This window comes from Nostoc sp. (genome assembly GCF_036917975.1).
In the GTDB taxonomy this organism is placed as follows: domain Bacteria; phylum Cyanobacteriota; class Cyanobacteriia; order Cyanobacteriales; family Nostocaceae; genus Nostoc.
Genome location: NZ_JBALEJ010000024.1, coordinates 18,581 through 41,464, shown reverse-complemented (window position 1 = coordinate 41,464; position 22,884 = coordinate 18,581). Strand labels below are relative to the sequence as shown.

Annotated in this window: 14 protein-coding genes, 1 tRNA gene and 1 riboswitch; of the genes, 5 read left to right on the top strand and 10 right to left on the bottom strand. The window is 41.0% G+C overall.

Annotated elements, in window-relative coordinates; translation table 11 throughout:
• The first annotated feature begins 24 nt into the window (after nucleotides 1-24).
• Together V7K76_RS08685 and V7K76_RS08680 are read left to right on the top strand one after the other, a co-directional pair.
• Nucleotides 25-273: a hypothetical protein gene (locus V7K76_RS08685; RefSeq protein ID WP_334776089.1), complete on the top strand. Its 249-nt coding sequence runs from the start codon at nucleotides 25-27 to the stop codon at nucleotides 271-273.
• Nucleotides 274-364: 91 nt separating this feature from the next.
• Entirely contained in the window at nucleotides 365-994 is a 630-nt protein-coding gene (locus V7K76_RS08680; protein ID WP_334776088.1) for a hypothetical protein, read from the top strand.
• Nucleotides 995-1,196: 202 nt separating this feature from the next.
• On the opposite strand, the gene V7K76_RS08675 is transcribed toward V7K76_RS08680, so the two are convergent.
• Entirely contained in the window at nucleotides 1,197-1,322 is a 126-nt protein-coding gene (locus V7K76_RS08675) for a hypothetical protein (RefSeq protein ID WP_335029746.1), read from the bottom strand.
• Nucleotides 1,323-1,389: 67 nt separating this feature from the next.
• Nucleotides 1,390-1,474, top strand: a riboswitch (Fluoride riboswitch).
• Nucleotides 1,475-1,569: 95 nt separating this feature from the next.
• Here V7K76_RS08675 and V7K76_RS08670 point away from each other — a divergent pair.
• Both V7K76_RS08670 and V7K76_RS08665 read left to right on the top strand, forming a co-directional pair.
• Nucleotides 1,570-2,892 (top strand): voltage-gated chloride channel family protein, encoded by a 1,323-nt coding sequence (locus V7K76_RS08670; RefSeq protein ID WP_334776086.1) that lies wholly within the window; start codon nucleotides 1,570-1,572, stop codon nucleotides 2,890-2,892.
• A 553-nt stretch (nucleotides 2,893-3,445) separates the two neighbouring features.
• Nucleotides 3,446-3,844, top strand: a complete 399-nt coding sequence (locus V7K76_RS08665; RefSeq protein WP_334776085.1) for a hypothetical protein — start codon at nucleotides 3,446-3,448, stop codon at nucleotides 3,842-3,844.
• Between the two features lie 192 nt (nucleotides 3,845-4,036).
• Here V7K76_RS08665 and V7K76_RS08660 read toward each other — a convergent pair.
• From V7K76_RS08660 to V7K76_RS08620, 9 genes are all read right to left on the bottom strand, one after another.
• A tRNA-Met gene (locus tag V7K76_RS08660) sits at nucleotides 4,037-4,110 on the bottom strand.
• Nucleotides 4,111-4,454: 344 nt separating this feature from the next.
• The gene (locus V7K76_RS08655; protein ID WP_334776084.1) at nucleotides 4,455-6,749 is read right to left on the bottom strand and encodes a peptidoglycan DD-metalloendopeptidase family protein; all 2,295 of its coding nucleotides are present in this window, start codon (nucleotides 6,747-6,749) and stop codon (nucleotides 4,455-4,457) included.
• A gap of 791 nt (nucleotides 6,750-7,540) precedes the next feature.
• Nucleotides 7,541-8,002, bottom strand: a complete 462-nt coding sequence (locus V7K76_RS08650; RefSeq protein WP_292846280.1) for a tRNA (cytidine(34)-2'-O)-methyltransferase — start codon at nucleotides 8,000-8,002, stop codon at nucleotides 7,541-7,543.
• Between the two features lie 373 nt (nucleotides 8,003-8,375).
• Nucleotides 8,376-9,515, bottom strand: a complete 1,140-nt coding sequence (gshA, locus tag V7K76_RS08645; protein WP_334776083.1) for a glutamate--cysteine ligase — start codon at nucleotides 9,513-9,515, stop codon at nucleotides 8,376-8,378.
• Between the two features lie 486 nt (nucleotides 9,516-10,001).
• A complete protein-coding gene (locus V7K76_RS08640) occupies nucleotides 10,002-11,822 on the bottom strand; it encodes a hypothetical protein (protein WP_334776082.1) in 1,821 nt (606 codons plus the stop codon).
• Nucleotides 11,823-12,333: 511 nt separating this feature from the next.
• Nucleotides 12,334-15,153: a calcium-binding protein gene (locus V7K76_RS08635; protein WP_334776081.1), complete on the bottom strand. Its 2,820-nt coding sequence runs from the start codon at nucleotides 15,151-15,153 to the stop codon at nucleotides 12,334-12,336.
• 379 nt (nucleotides 15,154-15,532) lie between these two features.
• Nucleotides 15,533-15,730 (bottom strand): hypothetical protein, encoded by a 198-nt coding sequence (locus V7K76_RS08630; RefSeq protein WP_334776080.1) that lies wholly within the window; start codon nucleotides 15,728-15,730, stop codon nucleotides 15,533-15,535.
• A gap of 416 nt (nucleotides 15,731-16,146) precedes the next feature.
• Complete coding sequence (locus tag V7K76_RS08625; protein WP_334776079.1) at nucleotides 16,147-20,625, bottom strand: translation initiation factor IF-2 N-terminal domain-containing protein; 4,479 nt, start codon at nucleotides 20,623-20,625, stop codon at nucleotides 16,147-16,149.
• A 203-nt stretch (nucleotides 20,626-20,828) separates the two neighbouring features.
• Nucleotides 20,829-21,746, bottom strand: a complete 918-nt coding sequence (locus V7K76_RS08620) for a histone deacetylase family protein (protein ID WP_334776078.1) — start codon at nucleotides 21,744-21,746, stop codon at nucleotides 20,829-20,831.
• 108 nt (nucleotides 21,747-21,854) lie between these two features.
• On the opposite strand from V7K76_RS08620, the gene V7K76_RS08615 reads away from it, so the two are divergent.
• Nucleotides 21,855-22,880 (top strand): mechanosensitive ion channel family protein, encoded by a 1,026-nt coding sequence (locus V7K76_RS08615; protein WP_334776077.1) that lies wholly within the window; start codon nucleotides 21,855-21,857, stop codon nucleotides 22,878-22,880.
• Nucleotides 22,881-22,884: the final 4 nt, after the last annotated feature.

The following is a 22,884-nucleotide window of genomic DNA, read 5'->3' as shown; positions in this document are numbered from 1 at the left end:
CATCTGTTGCATTTAGAAAAATTTATGAATGTGAACTATCAAGTTGGCAGCATTGACTGGAGTCCGATTATCCAAAGGATGGAACCTCAGGGGAATTGTCACTTACCTGCATATCCAGGGGATTTGAAAACTGTTTTACTGAACCATGCTGGTTTGGCTCAACATCCTCAAGGCGAGAAAGCCTATCAGATGGCGAGAGAAATTGCCCGATTGACTACCTTCAGCGATGCAGAAATCACCTATTGGTTCTCAAGAATTATAGAACTGATTTAGTAATACTATTTTCCAAAATCTTTGCAGCAAATAAATCAGCTGTAAGGGTGTACATATCTATCACTATTAAGATGTAGCAGAAATAGGCAATATGCAGCTACAAAATAAACTTGTCCAGAAAATTCCTCGGACTGTTTGGGTTTTGGGGTTTGTCAGTCTGCTGACAGATATTAGTTCTGAGATGATTCATTCTGTGTTGCCCTTATTTCTAGTGTCAGTTTTAGGGGCGAATATCTGGACTGTGGGCATCATTGAAGGTATTGCAGAAGCAACGGCTTCAATTTTAAAAGTCTTTTCGGGAGTATTGAGTGATTACTTGGGACATCGTAAAGGATTAGCGGTGTTTGGGTATGGATTATCAACCTTTGTAAAGCCTCTATTTGCTGTAGCTACCAGTCCAACTGGGGTATTAATAGCTCGATTTGGCGGCGGATTTCTCCTATACGCCCTAGTGTATCTAGGCTTCGCTTTCGTGCAGACACCTTGGCAAGCCTGGGGATTGTTTGCCCTTTATGGTTTGTATTTGGGTATGAGTCAAGGATTGCTGTTGGCGCTAGTGGCAAATAGTATACCTGCAAATCTGCGCGGCACTGTTTTTGGCTTCCTTAACTTGGCTGTGGGATTAGCGCTTTTACCCGCTAGTCTGCTAGCTGGTGGCTTGTGGCAAACACTTGGAGCAGAGGCAACATTTATAACTGGAAGCTTGTTTGCGTTGGCGTAGCCCACCGAAGGCATCGCTGCTTTCTTATTGCTGGTAATTAATAAGAAAAAATATTTGCAAATATAACTAGAACTTAAGTAAGATATCTCTCAAACTCTCATTTCTCTGTGTCCTCTGCGCCTCTGCGGTTAGTTATTCTAATAAAATTTTAATTCTCAACAAGCGGCTTCACTCTGGCTGTAACTCTTAATTTACTGAGCCTTCACACCAGCAACATAACTTGTTCTTTATATAATGCTACTGGTAGCTGTCCAGGTAAATTATGCATCAACTCTAATAGGCTGATAATTACTTCCTGATGATGGCAATAATACTGCCGATGATACACGTTATTTATATCGTAGAATATCAAAGGTATTGACCGACAGCAAAAATGGTATTATTAAGTTAATTAAATTATTAACGGCGATGGAGCTCGCCAAAACCGCCTTTCCAGAGAGATAAACTCTGATCTAGAAGGCTGATGGCTCCTACTTTCCTTGCTTACTGCGGGAGAGTAGGGCTTGGCTAAATGCATTACCTGACTCCCCTGTAGAAAGTATTTGTCTACAAACCGCACTTCAAGGAGTCATGGGATGAAACAGTTTCGTCAGTTTGAACCATTTATTGCCTTACCTCATCTAATCAAGTGGTTGCCTATTTCCTTTGTGGTCGGCATTCTTGCTGGAACTGCTTCGGCGGCTCTTTTAGTATCATTGGAATGGGCAACTGATTGGCGGGAATCGCATCGGTGGATTATCGCCTTCCTTCCCCTTGGCGGCTTCTTGAGTGGTTGGATTTATCATCAATTTGGTCGGACTGTAGAAGCCGGAAATAACCTTTTACTAGAAGAAATTCATAACCCCAAAAATATTATTCCCTTCCGTATGGCTCCTCTTGTTTTACTAGGAACAGACCTCACCCATTTTTTTGGTGGTTCAGCCGGTCGTGAAGGTACAGCATTACAAATGGGTGCTTCTTTGGCAGACCAGTTAACTAAAATATTACATTTTAAAGGGGCCAATCGGCGAATTTTGTTAACAGCAGGTATCAGTGGAGGATTCGCTTCCGTTTTCGGTACTCCCTTAGCTGGAACCGTATTTGGTCTAGAGGTTTTAGCCATTGGTAAAATTCATTACGACGCTCTTTTTCCTTCTTTAATTGCTGCGATCGTAGGGAATCAAGTAACCTTACTATTTGGTTTACATCATACCGCATACCGACACACTCCGTTAATACCGACGCTCACAATTTGGGGACTGATTTCTGCCATTATTGCAGGTGTAATCTTTGGAATGGTTGCAAGATTTTTTGCGAAAGTAACTCACCAAATCAGTCACTTGTTTAAAGCAAAGATATCTTATCCTCCAATGCGTCCTTTGATAGGCGGTGCGATCATCGCAATAATTGTTGGATTGAGTGGAACAACCAAGTATATTGGGCTTGGTATTCCAACTATTGTTGATTCCTTCTACACTCAGCTACCTCCTTGGGATTTTGCGGCAAAATTAGGTCTGACTGCTTTAACTCTAGGAGCAGGTTTTAAGGGTGGAGAAGTGACACCTTTGTTTTTTATTGGTGCAACTTTAGGTAATGCTTTATCGCTACTTTTAGCATTACCTGCACCACTCTTAGCCGGAATGGGATTTGTGGGTGTATTTGCGGGTGCAGCAAATACACCCTTGGCATCGACCTTAATGGGAATTGAACTATTTGGTCTGGAATCGGGGGTATTTATTGGTATTGGCTGTATAGTCAGCTATTTATTTTCAGGACATTCTGGAATTTATTCGGCACAGCGTATTGGATTGAGTAAATACTCTGCTGTATTTTTAGAAGAAGGGGTAACTTTGGCAAATTACGGAGGAGAAAAAGTTGAGCCAAAAATTGATTTACCTGATGATGGCGAAGAACTATGAGTCCTAATAATGATTGATTCTGGGTTTATGTCTCTTGGTTTATAGAATGACCCTTCTTGTGTTGAGCGAATTGACAGACTCACTAGTTCGCATAGAAGCGATCGCAATATGGTTTGGTTAAGGTTTTTTGATTAAAATTATATGAGCGCAAAGATGCGAGAAATCGCCGTCCCTACAAAAGCCTTCTTATTGTAAGTACGGCGATTCATCGCGTCTTTTGTCTTAATCGAAAAGCATTTGTACATTCACAAATTAGATGTCGTAGTTTAACAAATTAGTGTCGCTAAATTTATCCCGTAAAAACCTTGTATAGCAAGGGTTTTATTAATTTATATGATTATTCAAAAGTGACTAGAGATTTTCAATATTTTCACAAATTGAGGTCGCAAAACCAAAAATTTCACATTTTAATGGTCGTTTATTTTATTCTCTGAAAAAGTCTGCTATTAAAGGACTTCACAAATTAGATGTCGCATTCTTGATAGCGGCAGTGTTTATTTATGTAAGGGGTAAAACCTGAGTAGCTGAAAGCCGCCCTTATGATAAGTATGGCTTGGATGCTGTAATTTGCTGGTCTCGCCTCTGGCTAGTATTACCAGATGGGGTGAAGAAAGAATTACAGGAAGCACGGTCAAGCCTGAACACAGCAGCCCGTTTTTGGCTCTGGAGTTTGCTGTTTATAGTATGGACTGTTTGGGCTTGGTGGGCTATTCTTGCTGGGTTACTGGGGTTAATATTTGCTTACTACTGGACAATTGATGCGGCAGGTGTCTACTGTAGCTTGTTGGAATCTGCTTTTGATTTGTATTGTTTAGAACTTTATAAATCCCTTCGCTGGCCAATACCTATCAATCCTAAGCAAGAACAAGAGTCCGGTAAGCAATTGACAATCTATTTGTTGCGAGGGTCTGATCAGGACAGACCAATATTTACACCATTAAAGGACAAGTGACTGTCACAAGGGGGAATATTTAGTAAAAAAATTTACTTGGTTATTGTCTTGGAAAAGATGAGTAGAATTAAACGCTAGCTAAGATATTGATGAATTTTTATAAAAAGTCGCATATTAATGAGTAGAGATGCTTTAGTAGTTGGCATTAATAAGTACAAGAAGCGATCGCTATTATATTGTCATTTTTTAAAGTGGCTCAGGTCGGAGTTGAACCAACGACCCCAGGCTTATGAGTCCCGTGCTCTAACCAACTGAGCTACTGAGCCATGTTTTTCCAAATTACCTATTAATATAGCATATAAATTTGCTCAATACTAGACCTTTTTACAATTTTATTAGAATATTCATCCCTGTTGAGGACATAAAACAGGAGTCAGAATTCAGAATTCAGAATACTCTACCCATAAAGGGATAGAGTTTTAAGGCGAGAATATTTTAATTTGTTTCGCCCACCATTCCACTCGCTTTTAACCAATATTCATTACCCACTCGTACAGAATTCATACTGAATTCTGACTCCTGAGTTCTGAATTCTTCTTATAAAAAGCAAAAGAGGGAGGTAAACTCCCTCAACGAACAAGACAATAATTTAGTTACAGACAGCCAAGAATTACAGGCGTTGCGGTAGGAAAGCTATTGGGTTAACAGCACCCTTTCCTGGTGGATGAACTTCAAAGTGGCAGTGTGTGCCAGTGCTGTGACCAGTAGTACCCATTAAAGCAATTATTTCTCCTTGATGTACCTGCTGACCTGGTTGCACCAGAATCTTGCTGTTATGAGCATAGCGGGTCGAACTGCCATCAGGATGGTGGATTTCGACGAGGTTGCCGTAGCCACCATTGTTCCAGCCAGCTTTTTCTATCGTACCGTCAGCAGAGGCAACAACTGGCGTGCCAGTGGAGTTAGCAATATCAATTCCCTTGTGAGGTCTTCCCCAGCGCATACCAAAGCCAGAGGTGAGAGTGCCCTTCGTTGGCCAAATATAAGCCAAGGTTGAAGTAGATGGAGGAGGTGTAAGTTCGTCAATGGGTCTGGGCAGATATTGATCCACTGCTGCCAAAGGCGGCATTGTCTGTGGAGAAACTGTTGTTCCCCGCAGCTTTCCTAAGGAGTCAGAGGCATTGACTCTTCCCGAAGGCGTTGCAACCCTTGTGGCAGATTGAGTGCGAGAGGGAGTCCATTGACTAGCAGACCCTAGACTAGGCAGGAACTCTGGGTTTACTGGTTCGCTAGGGCGTACACTAGTACGGAATTGGGGCTTAATTGGCTGAACGCTATAGTTGGATCTAATAGGTGTAGGAACTGGAATTGGTATCGCTACACTATTTGGTTGAGATACAGAGTTGGGTACGTTGAAATTATTAGGCGTAGCAACAGGAGTAAGCATCGCAGTATTATTAGCTTCAGTTGCTACTTCTGGCACAACTAAGTTCCCAGACTGTTGAGCGCGATATTTCTGCTGTAACCTCTGAATTTCCGCTTGTAAGCCCCGCAAACGGTCATTATTGTTATTGTTTGCCCTTGCTACCCTATTTGCTGGTGTTTTCGGCTGTTGCATTTCGGCAAAAGCTGTTGGCACTGGAGTGTCACCACCAACGCCATAAGACCTAGCTGTGGGGGAAGCTGTTTCTAAGTCGGTTGCACTATTTGCCTGAACCTGAACAGTTACCGGTGTAGGGACGGCTATGGGAGTGTTGTTGGCAATAGTTGGTGATGGTGAACTAGGTAGATATGAGTTAGCACTACCAATATTCAAAGGGTAGCTGGCTGCTTTTGGAGTTTGACTGGACTCTACAAAAGCCGGCTTATTCGCTACAGTTGTCTCAACTTGAACAGCAGGAATAACTAGTTTTTGACTAATTTGCAGTTCATTTGGATTATTGAGGTTATTTGCCTTAACTAGTTCTGATACTGAAGTATTGTGTCTGCTGGCGATCGCTGCTAGTGTATCTCCAGGCTTTACTTCGTAGGCTGTATGGGTCGCCGAGGCAATAACTGTTGGTGTAGCTGGTACTGGTACAAATGCACTTGCCTGTGTCTTCTGTTTTAACTTCGATATCAGGTTCCCTTGGCTGGCATCGTCAGAAGTGTTCGGCTGGGCTAATACACTATTCTCAATCACAGTTGTCGGCTGTGCCAATTTTATATCAGTTTGTGATAAATTTTTGGTTTCCCCAGACTGCAACTGTGCCAGACTCTTTCTTAAACGGTTCGATTTTTCTTGTAAGCTATTTAGTGCGAACTCTTGTTGCGCCTTAAGTTGGGCATTTATTTCACTGTTGGCTGCGGTTGATGTTGCCACTGTTTGGGGCTGGGCAGTTAGTGATGCGTTTGTACCACCAACATCATCAGCACTATAGTCAGACAGATTATTGACTGTTGGGAAACTAGTCTCGGCTAAGGTATTGTTCAATCCCTGGGCCACTTGGGGCTTCAGGTAGGTGGAATTTTTATAACCTGCTGTTGCTTGAGAAAACGTGTTTGATGCCGGAACTTGCAAAGACATTCCACTCGCCGCGACTTGCCATTTAGCTTCAAGCCCGGGCACTTGTGAAACTGCCGTTGGTTCCACGATCACAGGATTTTCCGGCACGCTCGCTGATGAGACTGCTTGGGACTCCAGCTTTGTGGAGGCGAATTTCACCTCAGTGTCAGGAACAGCAGGAATCGATGAGGTTGCCTTTTGGCTGCCTACTGGCACTGCTGCTTGGGCTTGATCGCTTTGTCGAGTCACCAAAAGGCTGGTTGCTCCCATAGAGATTGCCAAGCCAATCATGGCGGCTTTTGTCCGCACCCGGCGGTTAACTTTTGGATTCATCACATTTTGCAGTTCTACCGGGGCATCATCGCTGTTGGGGTTATTGTTCAACACAGCTTTTACTCTCTTTTTTAATGCTCGTTTCAAAGACGACCTCCTATGATCACTAGCGCTTAACTGATCTCGATTTTTCAGTTGGATACTAGTCAATGATTTAGATCACAACGAACGATAGATCGAGATCGCATTCACCAGAGATGCTTACGCAAGATTAACCTGCTTCTCTGATTTAGACAAGTTTACATGTCTTAGCAAAACTTAAGATTTGCTGTGTTTACTTGTCCGAACCACTCCTAACACCACTTAGGACATTTCACTCTTTACCATTGTCCGCGCTTGTCTTGCGTCAATCGCGGGGACTGGACAAACCATTTGCCAAGTCCATAGTCGCTGCGGAGAATTCAGTTGCGGCGACTTCTGGAAAAGTCATGCCCCCTGCTGTAGATATCTTCAAGATATTTCTACGCCATCCGTCTTCTCAACACGAGACTTTACGTTGATTATTCCCTAAAAAACAACCGTATTAACTATCGGCTAGTTTTAGGCTGTTTTCTGTACCTTATTGAGCAATAATAGCTCAAATGTAGTACATGAATAAGTTCTAGCGATTTTGTTCCCTGTTTAGGATGTTTCAAATTCATCAAAATCTATCATTCAAATTTGGCAATATCCCAAGTTTTATATACAAATTTCTTATAATAACCTCCCCTTGCTTGTAAGTATCTTCCACTACATTTCGTGGATAAATCCAATTTTCGGTATATTGTTTTACATATTGTTGCTGTCACCCAGAAAATTTTTGCCGCCACAAATAAATCGCCTAATAGATTCTGGGACAAATTCTAAGTAAATACACTTATGAACATCAAGGTAAACAATTATTGTAAATAGCCTAACTGACGACGGGTTTCAAATAATCCAATTGCCACACTTACTGACAGATTCAAACTGCGAACCCCCGGTTGGCTCATGGGAATATAGAGAGTAGCATCGCAATCTGACAGAATTGCTGGTGGTAAACCCGTGGTTTCACTACCAAACAGCAGCCAATCATCAGGTTGAAATTGAAAGCTTACATAATTACAATTTCCACCAACTGTATAACCTAACCATCTGCCTCCACGCTCCTGATGTACCTTTTTAAAGGCTTCTAGCGATTCGTGATAGTGCAATTTGACATAAGGCCAGTAATCTAAGCCTGCTCTTTTGAGGTAGCGATCGCTAATTTCAAACCCCAAAGGCCCCACCAAATGTAACTCTGTACCTGTAGCTGCACAAGTACGGGCAATATTACCTGTATTAGGAGGGATTTGTGGGTTAACTAAAACTACCTGGGGCATTGTCCGTATAATTTGCGTATTGTATAAAACAATCTAATGTCAATGTTAAATCTACCAAAAGGTAGAGGTGATTCATAGGTTTTGTTAATAATAATCAAGTATCCTCCATCGATTAGATTTTTAAAACGAATCGTAAATCCTCCCAGAGTAATGCCTGAGAGGAAATTTGCCTGGAATCGGTAAATATTAAGTTTTGTGTAGAAAAACTAAGTGCTTGTGTCTTTTTGTTTGAAGAGGGGAGTAGGGAGAAATCAATTCAAAATTCAAAATGACGCTCGCAGACTCGCTAACGCTGCGCTAACAAAATTCAAAATTAAAGAACTTCTGCCTCTGGCCTTCTCTTTCCAATGCCCAATGCCCAATGCCCTTTGAATTAAGCAAGCAAGGACGAACACAATTTGTTTTCGAGTTCGATTTCGCGTTGTTGGGTGGCGATAATAGCCTGAGTGATGACGCGTTGGCTGTCAAAGCCGACTGTGTGTAATTGCAACCACTGTTGAGCTTCATTGCCTTCGCGGAGGATTTTGTGCAATGGGGAAAGGAAACAGCTAAAGCCTTGTTGTTTAGCGATCGCCCAAACCTCTTGGTACATTTGAGCAATCCAATCTCTTGCTAAGATGCTTTTGCCATCTTGCCAATGCCTCAAATGAGCATCGAGACTACCAGCAGCAGCCGCCGCTTCGTTCTCAGCAGTCAGGGTGACAAGTTCTTCAGGAGAGAAGGTACTTTGAGTTAAAGGATCGATGCTGGGATTTTCGATTATTTGCAATAAACGCGCTTCTAACAAGGCAGTAATGGCTAGCAAGGCAATGGGATCTGTGACTAAATCGCAAATTCGCATTTCTAGGCGATTCAAGTCATAAGGACGGCGATCGCCATTTGGTCGAACTGATGCCCACAAATGCCGCACGTTTTGCATAGTTCCGGCAACGAGTTGATTTTCCACCCACTGGATATGATCGGCATGGCTGGAAAATAACGGCACATGGCTAGGCGTTTGCGGGAATAGTCCCCAACGGGTGGAGTGATAGCCTGTAGTTTTGCCATCCAGGAAGGGAGATGAGGCGCTGAGGGCGAGAAATAGAGGTGCTTCCATGCGGATCACCCGACACGCCCGCATTAATACTTCTGGATCGCTGATGCCTATATTTATGTGGACGCTAGCGGTAACTACTTTCGTGCCGTAGGTGTTTTCGATGTAGTCATGATAGGGGTTTGCTGGATCGGAGCGGAGAAAGCGATCGCTCCCACCCAAAGATAAAGTACTCCCCGGTATCAGGGTGTAATCGCCCAAGCGACTGAGGTAGTTTCGCAACACTCGCCGGGGACGCAGCAACGCACACAATAAATTTTCGTAATTATGGGATGGTTGGGTTATGTATTCGACGTTGCGGCTATCTGGCTCCCGCATAAATTCACTCAAAGCGGCAACAATTTTGTCGGAGAGACCGACGATTTCACCTTGAGGCGTGCCAGTGTACATCTCAATCTCAAAGCCTTTTAATAAGACCACTTTGTTCTCCTCGGCTCTCTCTGCCTATAAATTGTATCGAATTAGACGCATATCTGGATCTATTTTTTAGTTAATCAAAGGTTAAGAATCATTTAATTGCAAACTCATCGGAAATCGGAATTATAGATTTCTGGTCTATTTTCAGTAAAATTATTATTACTTAAGTATGAAAAATGTCTTAATCATGATTTGTACGCTGTACAAATAGACATATATATGATCCTAGAATAATCAGTTTTTCAGACAGTTGGGGTCAAGCAAACACACATTCTTCTATAGGTTTTTGTTAGATACTTCATGCTACTTGTTGAAAAGAGAAATATCTATATCTCAAGATATATTCATTTTGCCTGTGTACTATTAGGGTGGTAATATTACATAAAGCAGCAGATATGATGCTGATAATAGTATTTTCAATTTGGTGGCTCTTTTTCAGAAGGGGTTTGAATCCTATAAGTGAAAAAAACCTCCTGCCTTCTGCCTCCTTCAAGTATTTTTGGATATAAAATTAGCAGGTGAATCACTCTCTTGAACAATATTGAGACGTAAAAACTGCACCCAGACTTCATCATTAAGTAAGTTTAAAGCAGTTTGAGGATTGTGACTTGCGATCGCGCCGATAACTTTACGCCATCCTTGTTGCAATAACTCAATAAAAGCCTCTTCAATAGAAACCTGATTTAGCAACGAAAGTGCCGTTTTGAAAATTTCCGAATCAGATTGTATATTCTTAGACTTTAGCCCCTGAAGTGCTATATTTAACCACACAGGTAGAAGTTCTAACCAATTGTTTTGCTGTATCTCTTTGAGTGCAATATCTTCCATACCTAGCGCACCCCAAATGCACAAAGACTCTACAGCCAGTTTAGAATCACGATTTTCTAGAGCATTTTGCCATAAAATTTGAGCATGATTTTGGAAGCGATTAGCCAGAAATTCATAAGCTTCCTCGACTTGGTGGGGAATTGTAACTTTATAAACTGACTCACCTCTTGGTAGGTAATCGCCGCGATAAGATAGCCAGTTATGAGAGCCACAAAGATGTATTTTGCGATCAACTATTACTTCTTTGACATGGGAATCTCCCAACCAAAAAACCTGTACAGATGGTAAACCATCAGGTGTTTTGATTACTCGAAGTTTTTTCTCTATTTCTGGTGGAATTGGTTTATCTTCATTTTCTTGTTGTCGCGCAATTCCATGTCCAATTAAAATCCAAACTCCACGATTAGCTAGTTTCTGTAACAGTGTTAAAAAATTTTCATTGACAACCGCTTGATTCACCCACGGAGAATAAATTAAAACCTGACTTTTAGCCGAATTTAAAACTTCTAGAAAAGCTTGAGCAATTTGTCCATCGCGTACCTGTACGGCTTCACCCAACACTTTAGAATTATCTACTTTATCGCCAGCTTTTAAGGACTTTTGGCGAATATTTTCGAGTCTAGCTTCTATTTCAGTATTTTTCTGCTTGAGGATGGCTTCACGTTCAAAATCGATGGTTTCTGTTGACAATTTGCATAATGTTTGCAAGGATATTTTGCCTTCATTATGTAAAATTTCTAACCATTTTGATGCTGACTCTAAAATTTGCTTTCCATTTCTTATTTGAATCCTCAATTTATCTTCCAGAGCATCAAATATAACGAAAAACGATATCTTTCTCCAAATTTTTTGAGTTGAAGCTAGTACCTTACAGGAAGTGACGATTTTTCCCTCTTCTGGTACATGAAGGGCTAAACCTGAAGCTTGAATACTTTTTTGGATTTCCTCAAGCGGTAAGGAAGTAATATCAGCAATTGTACGATCAATAGTGATAAAGTCTGCTAAATCAGGCAATTTTATCACTGTCTCATTTAAGGATTCAGATTGAAAGGTTATTTTGTCGCTTAAAGGGTCTGTAATAGCATTAATTTGTATAGGATATGGCGGCTGTGGTACAAACCCTTTTTCATAAAATGAACGCCCTTCAGGAGTAACTGTTAGTGGCGATGTTGCTGATAAAGTTTGCAATGACCGAAGAGTTGCAGTAGTAGTTTTAATAAATACAGAATCCAGTCCAAGTACAGAGGCTAATTCATCCTCGGTTGGCGGAGGCTGAAATTCAATAGCAGCGCGGATAATAAATTCTTCAAGTACATTAAATTGCCGGGGTTCCTTGATATTTACTTCTATAGGAGTTTGACGCAAACTATAACGGAATTCACGCGCGGCTAAAACTGATAAACTAGGACTTTGGGCTTCTATTTCGTCTACAAAATTTTTGAGATTATCATCAATCGGTTTAGCAGAAGAGGCGAGAAACATCAATGAAACCTCCATGTAGACGCACGATGTTTGAAACTTCGCAGTACATATTCTGTATGAAGATGCGCCAAACTACATGAGGAACGTAGACGCGGAGCGGCTTGCCGCAGGCTACCGCCAAGGACGCCAAGTACGCAAAGAAAGAAAGAACATTGGGCGCAGCCTCACAAAGAAATGGTAAGCTAATCGGCATTTAAGTTGCATGATCAAGGCGGGCAAGATGCCCACTCCACAAGAATTTGATAAAATTTAATATGCAAATTAGATGTGTTTTAGCTTATGAGTGCCAAAAAAAGTAATCATGGCGATTTATTTTTTGGATCACCATCAGCAATTCTAGAGTACTATTGCCCAGCAAAAATAAATTTCCCGACATTTTAAAGATGTCGGGAATCTAAGCTTTTTAATTTTCAATAATCAAATAGGTCTGCACTGTCAATACTACACAGTGACTCAAAACTGAAATTTCATTTGGTAATGGCTACTTGAAGATTACAGACACAGTTGGCGTTTAGATAACCGCAATATTGGTGTTGTTCAGGGCAGGATTGCCAGACAAGGTGGCAATCTGTAATGGTGCAGATCCGCCTAAGCTGCCATCGGCATCAAAGAACAAAGCTCCATTTGTCGTATTGTAAATCAACCTCTGAGTTGTCGTGTTTGCTGTCGTAATGCCCGCACCGGAACGAAAACGGTCTGTGCTTAAAGTACCTGCGACCAATCCGCCACCAAAGCCTACGGCAGATATCTGAATCTTGTCGCCACTAGAGCCACTGAAGCCATTAATTGTATCTAGGCGATCGCTAGCAGCTGTAAATCGATAGGTATCTGCCCCATCACCTCCGGTTAACACATCATTTCCAGCCCCACCAACCAGTAGGTCATTACCAGTACCACCGATTAGTATGTCATTACCAGCACCGCCAGTGAGCGTGTCATTGCCCCCAGCCCCATTGAGGTTATCGTTGCCGTTACCGCCAGCGATCGCATTGTTCCCACCATCGCCGGTCAATACTAGTCCGAGATCGTTCAGTGTTAGTCGGTAATCTCCCGTAGCCCCTGAGCCAGCTACATCACCAAGACCTGTCACCGCGTTGTAATTAGAATTTGGGTTGGACGACACGCCGACGTAGTATGTACCCGCCTGAGTAAATGTATAAGCCAAGTAGGAAAACTGGCTAGAGGTTTCACCTGGCGCGGCTCCATCATTGTTGGCCGCGAGTTGTGTGCCACTGGAGTTGAAGACCCTTAGGTAGGTGTTGAGGTTTGATCCATTGCGAGAATCTACATCGAACCCAACTTGCTGCCCAGCAGAAACGGTAAACTTGACCAGATCGACATCAGTTTGGGGACTCAAGGAAAAGTCAGCGAACTGACCTAGTGTCTTGATATTCGCGTCACGATTCTGAACTTCAGCGATCGTGTCATCAGGATCTTCACTTGGACTGACGAACTTTGAGGTCAGCGTGTAGTTTGTGGAACCGTTAACCCCCTGAACCCTTGCAAAATACCGACCAGCCCCAAGTAACTGTGAAACACTTTCATTAGGCGAGTTCAAGGCGTTTGATGTTACCAAGATGTCACCTGCATCGATCGCATTATTATTGTTGATATCCTTGATCAGTGAAAGCGATAGGTCTTCACCATCAACCCCCGTCGTGTTCAACGTGACTTCGTAAGTACTTGGCAAATCAAAGCGATAGAAATCGTTGACATCACTGGAGGCATCGAAGGATTGCTCGATGTAGTCCTGGAAAGTTTGGTTAGGTGGCGTTGCTCCTGCGATCGCTGCTAGTGGGCGGGCTGTACTTAAGGTATTTCCGGCGTAGTCTGAGACTAATCGGAGGTCGTAGGCAGCTTGTTCACCATTACCATTTGTATGCAGAAAGTAGGTTCCTGCTGCCAGGTTAGCGGTCAGCGAACCAACACTAAAGGGGGTAATCGTTTCACCAGGGTCGAGTCGCTGGTTATTGTTCGAGTCTCGGACAATTGACAGGGTGGGATTCTGGGTAGCTCTAGAGTAGTAGGGGTTATTAAATGCTGAAGCCGAGAGTTGACCCGCAGTGGTCATGGTGAACTTGAAGAAATCAGAGAAATCACCCGCACTAATGCCAAATCCATCACCCAAATTAAAGGGCGTTTCCCCAATTAAAGCACCGAGCGATCGCGCTTGTGACAGATTGTTATACGCCTGTGGATCGCTCTTAACAGCATCAAAATCGGAATCGAGGTCGAGTTGATAGTTAGTATAAGCTCCGTTTTGCACCACTTGAACGTAATAAGTACCCGCCCCTAAAGTGGTTGAGAGTTGATCGTCTCCTGGGTTCGACGATGAGAGAATGACTTCTCCTGCTGAAATAAACCCGTCGTTGTTTGTGTCCTGGGCGAGGCGTAAATTGGCATCAAAGGTTGGAGGTTGAAAGAAAGAGGTATCGATGTCCAACCGTAAATCGATTGGTGAGGTTTTATCTAGGGTGAATTTGTAGAGATCGTTAGCATCTTCATAGGTTGGCAGTCCAAATGGGCCTCCTACCATGTCGTATAAGCGACGACTGCTGCCACTGACATTTCCTAAGTCTCGTGCTGTGCCAGTAACATCACCCGCGTAATCAGTGACGATGCGGAGCGTGTAAGGGTCGGAGCCGGAAATCTGGGTGTACTTGACGTAGTAGACACCAGCAGGGGCAGAGTAGCGATCGACATTGAGACCATCGCCCACTGTACCAGAAACAGTCTGTAGTACGTTGCCGTTGGAGTCAAGTAGCTGCATCCTGGCCTGTAGCCCACCAGTATAGGTGAAGTCTTTCATCCGCAGGCTGATAGTGCCAGGAGCTTCCATTGTAAACTTCACGACATCAACGTTATCACGATAGTCGAGATAGTCTTGCCAGTTAATCTTGTTATAAGCCAAATATTTACTGCTGCTTTGACCCCAACTAGTGCCGATATCTCTTGCTGTTGCTAAGGTTGAGCCAGAATAGTCGTTATATAGGTAGAGGTTATAGTTTGTCGTATTAGACGAGTTGTAGTTGTGTACTTTAACGTAATAGTACTGATTACCCTGTAGTGAAGCTTTGAGCGTCTCGCTCAGGTTGCCGCCAAGGGTACTACTGGCAACTAGGTTCTGGTTTTGGTCGTAGAGGTAGATGTCGGCGTCGGCTGACAAGCCGTTGAGAGGGGCGTAGAGCGTTGACGGCCCATAGAGGGTAAAAAACTTGTAGTAATCATCCAAATCGCCCGGACTAACTGAATCACTGGTATAGAAGTTCTGTTCCAGATAAATGTCGGGAACAACTGTTGCTTCGTTGAAGGTATTGTTAGGTTCTGTCATAAGAAAAATTTTTAACTAGGTGTAGAGAAAAAAAGAAACGAGCAAATATCCACAGATAATTCCTGAAAGCCTTCCAAGCTTCTTGAGGAACCTTCAGGTGATGCAATTCTCAGGCTTTTTTGATGTAGCAAGGATTAATTTTAATATCTTTACAAGTCATGCAAAACGTTAACTCAAGTAATTCGACACAAATAGTAAGAGGTTATTTATGAAGTAAAAACAAAATTATTGTACGGTCTATTAGGCGTATATTCCTAGATGATTTGTCACAAAAATTTCATCAAAGTGCTAACGCACCGTCATGTAACACGGTGCGTAATAGCAAAGCCGTAATACACCTTACTTAGGATTTACTTTATAAATAGTCTCTAAGCAGGCTTTATGAAATATGAGTGGTGATATCTTCCTCCAAGGATACCGAAGAACTAACGCCGCTTTCTGGGGTTGAAAGCTCATCACTTACCATTCCATCCCATGAATAGTTGCAGATTTTAGTGTGAAGCAATGTACCAAAAGTCAGGTTAATTGCTAAGGCGAAAGAATCGATAAAAATTAGATTTACAAAGCGATCAATCATTAGACCCTCTTGAGCTAAATTAAGCATCAAGTGATATGTGCTTTGTTACTACACATGCCACAATCTCTTTTCCAGAAAAGATCGGATCTAAATATTTCTCGGTTAAGGGGAAATCGGAATTGCTGGTAAGGGTAACAGAAAATTGAATCTTAGGAAGAAGTAACGCCAGACGAGGGACTGCATCTCATCAATACAAGTGTATTAGAGAGTACATAAAAATAGGAACTATCTACTTACACAGGCTAACTATAGTACAACGTTTCATTAATTCATAGCGAATAAGACTAAAATAAACTTTGCGCTCCTCTGCGTTTACCTCTGCGTTTAAAAAAGTTACGAACTTGTGCAAAGCTGTACTTAGCTAGTAGTTCACCTCAATTTCTTCTAGAAAATTCTTGAGGTTGTCATCAATCGGTTTAACTGAAGAGGCGAGAAACATCAACCAAACCTCCATGAAGACTGACAATATTTGAAACTTCAGAATACATACTTCCAACTTTACCTGCTTGATGGGTAAATAAATTATGACAACCTACAATTATCAAGAGTTCTTGGGCGCGAGAAAATGCAACATTTACCCGCTCTGGTTTCTTCGCAAATCCGACATCTCCTTTACTATTGTTACGAACCATACTCACAATCACAACAGGTCTTTCCATCCCTTGAAATCTGTCTACTGTCCCTGTACGAATTTCTAATGAAGGGAAAAGTTCAGATTGCAGACGTTCATCAATTTTTCTTAATTGAGCGCCATAAAATGTAATTACGGCGATTTCTTTTTTTGGTTCACCATTAGCAACTTTAGAAGCCCAAGTATTCTCGAACTGTTGACAGAGACATTCAATCGCATCGATTTCTGGAGTATTAAAGTAAGAAGTTCCGTTTCGTTGCTCTAAAAACTGGTTTTCCATAGGCGTTTTTACCCAGATAAGATGCTGAGATTCTTGGACAATTTCGCCTGCTAGATGATGTGCGCGTTTTGTATCTGGCTCCAAAATACCAGATTCTAATTTACCGTCATAAAACTGATTGATTGCTCCCATAATAAAGGGGTGCATTCGATACTGTGTCGTTAGCATTTGTTTGATGCTTTCATCAGCAGATTCAAACTGACTTTTAAACAGTGATTCTTCTAAGAATTGGAGTTCGTCTCGTGTATTGCCAATTGTTTGGGCAACTTCTTCTAGAGTGCTAGTATCAAGCATGGGTGGTAATTGCCGATGATCGCCTACCATGACTAATTTTTTGCCTTTCAATGCTGGGATTAGTAACTCTGGTGGAGTACACTTGCTAACTTCATCAATAATGACGACATCAAAGGATTTGAATTCTTCAGAAAAACCTCTATTTGCAGCCTGCACACAGGTGATACCGACGACGTTGGCATTGTCTAGATAAATACGCCTTAAATCGTCGCGATCGCGCTCATTTGGCTGTCTTAATTTTCCAATCCAATCTTGTACAAAATTCTGATATTTATTGAGATAAATTTCGTCTTTATGGAGTTGCTCTTGCCAAGATTCAAACTGAATATTTATACTGCGTAACAACTCTATATTAAATAAATCAGCAGCATAACTTTCGGGCTTAAATTTATCGGGTATTCTTTGCCATTCAGTTAACCACCAATTTCTTTCTATTATTAAATCTTCTGATGGTTCTGGTTGTAATTTTTGTTCTATTTCACGTAGGCTGATTTGTAATTTTTGAAGCTGCTGTAAAGATGCTTTATTTTCTCCTTGCAACTTTGATACATGCTCATTTAAAGAATGTTTAATTATCTCCAGTACAGCAAAAGGTTCTAATGATGAAATTAAGGTTTCAAGCTGAGTAATGGAAGTTCCCCAATAATTCACTTGATTAGAAAATTCTTGGGGTTGTTCCCAAATATTTGATTGTGTTGCGAGATATTTTTCAACGAGAATGCGTAATTGAGCAGGTATATTTTGTTGACTAAGTTCTTGCAAGATATTGATAACTTGTCCAAGTTGCAAATTAGCATCTTGCTGTGATTTTTCTACCTCAGCTTGAGTAATAGATATTTGCTGTTGGCTAACTTCATTTTTCTGAAGTTCATTTAATAGTCGTTGTAGATGCTGAAGCTGTTGATCGGTTTCCGTCTTGACTTTTAAAACGCATTGACGCGCATTTGCAAGGATGACATCTAGCAATTCTTGGGTAATTCTGGTGAGAGTAGAGTCAATGTTATTCCATTCCCACGATGCGCCATAAGTTTTTTGAATTCTAATTAAAAAAGCTTGAGTATTTTCAACTAATAATTTTCGCTGTTTGGGGTTGAGTAACTGATAATTATTAAACTGCTGATAGGTTTCTTGCCATTGGGTGCGGTCGCTCTTTGATAGCACCATTGGAATCTGACTAAAATTTTGTTGTAAAAAATAACTAAAATTATGCTGTTTACCTTTTCTATCAGTAAAACCTCCGTCTATTTCATAAGCGATCGCCTTTGCTAATACTTCCCATTCTGGGAGGTTAATTTTGTATATTTTTGGTACTATTGGTAATTTTAATGTATTAGCAAACATTAACAATCCTAGCGGTAAGTCTACTAAATTCTCTGTTAGTGGTAAACCTGATTGATGACAATCTTTTAAAGTTTGATACAAATGAGAAGGTGCTGTAGATTTCCATTCCTTAACGGCTGAGATAATATAATCTATTTCCCGTTTACGATTTTCCCATATTTGGATTGTTTGCTGTAGGTTTTGTAGCTTAGTAAGATATTGCTGATAATCTGGTTGAAGTTGATTTAACGATGCGAAATTTTGTTTGACAACCTGAACTGAAACTGCAACCTCTGATATGGCTTTAGCTGCATTTTGAGCATAAGTCAAAGCAGTTTTAAATTTAGAAATTTCTGTGGCTACTGTTTCACGTAACCAAGCCGCTAAACCAAAAGCACCAAGCGTCGGACGCACAAAACCAAGTTCATCAGTATATTTGATGGTTTTACGAACATTTGCTAAGAATTCTTCTACTAAATTGTTACCTTCTGTGTAGGGTTTAAGAAGTGGCAAAAAATCTGTAACTTCTGAAGCTTCCCAATTGATATTTGGTGCAGTATTTAGTATATTCTCCAGTCTTGAGATTAGTGATTCAACCTCGTTCTGCTTTTCTACAGTTTCGTTATAAAATTTTTCTTGATTTTTAAAGTTAGTCTCTATTTTTATCTTATTTTTATGGAATTTATTTTGTTGTTGATTAAATTCTTCTTCTGCTTGTAAGTAAGCCACGAATCTTTCTGATGATGCCAGTAATTGACTGAAAGTTTGAATATTTGTGAGTCGTTGTGTAATATTATTTTCACAGTCATAAGCTGTATTTTCTAGCCATCTACCAATCACTTGGTCTTCTAAAAATGGCTGTCCTTCTTCTCCAACCTTCTCGGCTCTTCCTTTGCGTACAGCGCGAATTACAGGGTTATGAACTAATCGACTTAGGGCATTATCTACTGCTAAATTGGCTTGAGAAGCAATTAAAGTACGTCCACCACGAAGGGCAATTTGATAGCAAATCTCAGCAATTACGGTAGTTTTACCAGTACCCGGTGGCCCTTGAATGAGAACAAGATCCTTGGCAGCAAGTACCTTTTCTACTGCTGCTTTCTGACCAGGATTAGCAGAAGATAACAATAAATCTTGTGGTTGAATTTCAACAGTTGTTGTAATTTGTCTCGCCTGAGAAGCATCGAATAAAAAGTTACCTAAATACGGATTTTGCGTGTAACCATTATTCAAATCATCTAAAGCTTTTTTCTTACGTTGAATCTGCTGAATATCACCAACTGCCTCAAAACATAAAAACCCTGTATCTGGCAATTTATAACGCTCTGTTGCCATGAATTCAGCCAAATCGCGTTCTAATCTGAGGCTGATAATACAACGGTTGAGGTCAACTTCCTCAACAGTCCCTAATTGACGACCGCTAATCCAATTTTTGCCGACGGGAGCAGTTTCAAAAAGCTTCAAATCTTCGTTTTTTGTACGTCTTGCTCGTTCCCAAAAATTGTCCACGTCGAGGGAATTTTGATAAAAGCCGTCAAGGGTAGCTGAAGCTACATCAATTTCAAAACTGATTCGTCTTTTGAAGTTATAGTTATGACTTACGTAACGCACACAAAACTGACGCGCTTTCGCAATTTTTTCTTCAATTTGCAAAAACGCTTTCCAAGCTTTAAGCTGATCTTCAGTGGGTATATTTTCGCCACAAACTGGTGCAGCTGCGATACGTTTCAATGTTGCCAGCGGAATGTCAAGATGATGCTGATGATTAGGCAGCAAACGTAAGCGACAAGGGATAGCATAGCTGTCAGCGTGTCCCCGTGAGGGTTGTAATAATTGAGCCGAAAGTATTTTTAAACCGCCGCGTCCATCTTTTGGTACAGCCGCTCTAAATCCTAATGTTTTTCTGAGCTTTTCAAGTCTTGCGGGTAACGGAAAATCATCGGAGTCTGTTGCTATTGTCAAATCCCAAATTTCTTCTCTTGCCTCTTTCCCCGCGCCTTTGCGACGTACATAAAATAGAGAAGGCTTTTTACCGACACATTCATACATTAACTCATTGGTGCGATCGCGCCGCTCCCGAAATTCGGGATATGATTTCAGGGCGGTTTCACCTTCGAGATGGCGGATAAAGCTATCAATTGCTGAAGCTATAAACATATAGCCCCAATCTTCAGAGTTGGTTTTAGTTTTTGAGGATTTTGCTGTTAGTTTATTTGCTACTGAACGTATACGTTCTGCATCGGATTCTGAAATGGCGCTGGTATGGCTTTTGACTACAATTTTGAGTTTTTCGCAAATTAATAATAGCTTCTTGCTATCTAAATTTAATTCTTTTGCTAATTCGTAGATTCTGAGTTTACCGTTGTTCATCCAGTAGTTCCTTTGCCGACAAAATAGGGTTTAAATTTAAACGCATATTTAAAAAATTGACGATTTTAGGTCAATACGGTTCAGTTAAGGGCGACTGGCAACAATTTTGGGTTTTCGAGACGCGATAAATCGCCGTCTCTACAAGTGTTTTGTTGCTCATTCTGAACTGTATTGGATTTTAGGTAGTATTTTCCACTAAATGACTATAGTTTGTACTGGTGGTAAACTTCGCTAGCGGCGCGATGCAGCAGGGAGTGTCGCCAAACGAGGGACTTCATATCATCAGCATAACCGCCACCAATGACGCAAGCAACAGGATAACCGCTACTCATACAAGTACTCAAAACCTGCATTTCCCGGCGAAAAATGCCAGCATCGGTTAAGGCTAATTTGCCCAAGCGATCGCCTATATGAGGGTCAACACCAGCATCATAAAATACTAAGTCTGGCTTGACTTTAGACAATAAATCTGATAAGTAATTCGCCAAAGTTTGTAAATAAGCGTCATCCTCCATTCCTATCGGCAAAGGAACATCCAAATCGCTATTTTGTTTTGTACCGGGGAAATTGACTTCGCAGTGCATGGAAAAAGTAAAAACGCTGTCGTCGTCTTGGAAGATAAAAGCGGTGCCGTCTCCTTGATGGACATCCAAATCTACAATCAGAATTTTTTGGACGAGTCCAAATTTTTGTAAAACGCGACAGGCGATCGCTAAATCGTTGAAAATACAAAAACCAGATCCATAACTAGGAAAGGCATGATGAGTTCCACCAGCCGTATTACAAGCTAAACCTTGACTTAGTGCCAGTTTCGCAGTCAGTATTGTACCACCCACCGCGACACAGGTGCGATTTGCTAATGCCGGACTCCAAGGCAAACCAATACGGCGCTGTGCTTTGGTATCTAGGGTTCCTTCACAATAAGCTTGAACATAGCTTGGGGTATGGACTAACTCTATCAATTCTGGTGGCGGACGTTCGGGAGTGTGAAATTGTTCTTGATTGGCGACACCATCAGCTAACAGCAATTCGTAGAGTTGTCGGAACTTAGACATCGGAAAGCGATGCCCTTCTGGTAGCGGGGCAATGTAATCTGGGTGGTAAATAATTGGCAAGTCCATAAGGAAAGAAAATCTCAGGCAGCTAATCCGACAACAAGGTAAAATTTAGTCATAATTACAACAAAAATACTCTTTTCGTAAATCTAAAATTTCAAATTTAAAATTGATATGATGGAATGGATTCCGCCGATAGTGTTTATTCTAGCTGGCTTACTGGCTGGAATAATTGGTGAAAAAGTTATCTTCAAAAGACTAGAAACATTCGTTAATAATAAACGAATTGCTGGGGGTAATATCATATTTTACTCTCTGCACCGCATGACTTTTCTTTGGTTTGTCATTGGCGGTTTTTTTGGGGCAGTTGTGAGCGCACCCCTCAAGCCAGATATTGCGATCGTACTGCAAAAAGTTTTGACAATAGCATTGCTATATTCAATAACCTTAGTCTTAGCCAAATTGACTGCTGGTTTTCTTAATTTATTTATTCGTAGAGCCGAAGGGGTTCCTACTTCACTAATTTCTAACCTGGCTAAGGCTACTGTTTTGATTTTAGGAACATTAATCATTTTGCAAACAGTAGGCGTTCAAATTACACCGATAGTCACAACTTTAGGTATTGGTGGTTTAGCATTTGGTTTGGCACTTCAAGACACACTCGCCAATTTATTTTCTGGTTTTTACTTAATTATTTCTAAACAAGTTAGAACCGGAGACTATGTAAAATTAGATGCTGGACATGAAGGATATGTTATAGATATTTCTTGGCGAAATACGACAATTAAAGAAATTTCCAATAATGTCGTCATTGTTCCTAATTCTAAGTTGTCTTCGGCAATTTTCACAAATTATCATTTACCCGCAAAAGAAATTACTTTAACAATGGATGTGGGTGTCAGTTATGATAGCGATTTGGAAGAAGTTGAAAAAGTGACTGTAGAAGTGGCCAAAGAAGTCATGCAAGAAATTGCACCAGAATTAAAAGAAAGTGAACCATATATCAGATTTCATACTTTTAATGATTTTAGTATAGATTTTACGCTTTATATGCGCGTAAGTGAATACTTTGATCAGCGTATGGGTAAGCATCTATTTGTGAAAAAATTACACAAACGCTATCAACAAGCAGGAATTCAAATTCCTTTTCCGATTAGAGAAGTGTATATGCAAGATAATTCAAAAGATCCTGGCGACTAGAAGT

Coding starts and splice junctions, on each gene's coding strand:
- V7K76_RS08685 (WP_334776089.1), top strand. CDS start 25: ATGAATGTGAACTATCAAGTTGGCAGCATTGACTGGAGTCCGATTATC.
- V7K76_RS08680 (WP_334776088.1), top strand. CDS start 365: ATGCAGCTACAAAATAAACTTGTCCAGAAAATTCCTCGGACTGTTTGG.
- V7K76_RS08670 (WP_334776086.1), top strand. CDS start 1,570: ATGAAACAGTTTCGTCAGTTTGAACCATTTATTGCCTTACCTCATCTA.
- V7K76_RS08650 (WP_292846280.1), bottom strand. CDS start 8,002: ATGCCCCAGGTAGTTTTAGTTAACCCACAAATCCCTCCTAATACAGGT.
- V7K76_RS08640 (WP_334776082.1), bottom strand. CDS start 11,822: ATGTTTCTCGCCTCTTCTGCTAAACCGATTGATGATAATCTCAAAAAT.
- V7K76_RS08635 (WP_334776081.1), bottom strand. CDS start 15,153: ATGACAGAACCTAACAATACCTTCAACGAAGCAACAGTTGTTCCCGAC.
- V7K76_RS08630 (WP_334776080.1), bottom strand. CDS start 15,730: ATGATTGATCGCTTTGTAAATCTAATTTTTATCGATTCTTTCGCCTTA.
- V7K76_RS08625 (WP_334776079.1), bottom strand. CDS start 20,625: ATGAACAACGGTAAACTCAGAATCTACGAATTAGCAAAAGAATTAAAT.
- V7K76_RS08620 (WP_334776078.1), bottom strand. CDS start 21,746: ATGGACTTGCCAATTATTTACCACCCAGATTACATTGCCCCGCTACCA.
- V7K76_RS08615 (WP_334776077.1), top strand. CDS start 21,855: ATGATGGAATGGATTCCGCCGATAGTGTTTATTCTAGCTGGCTTACTG.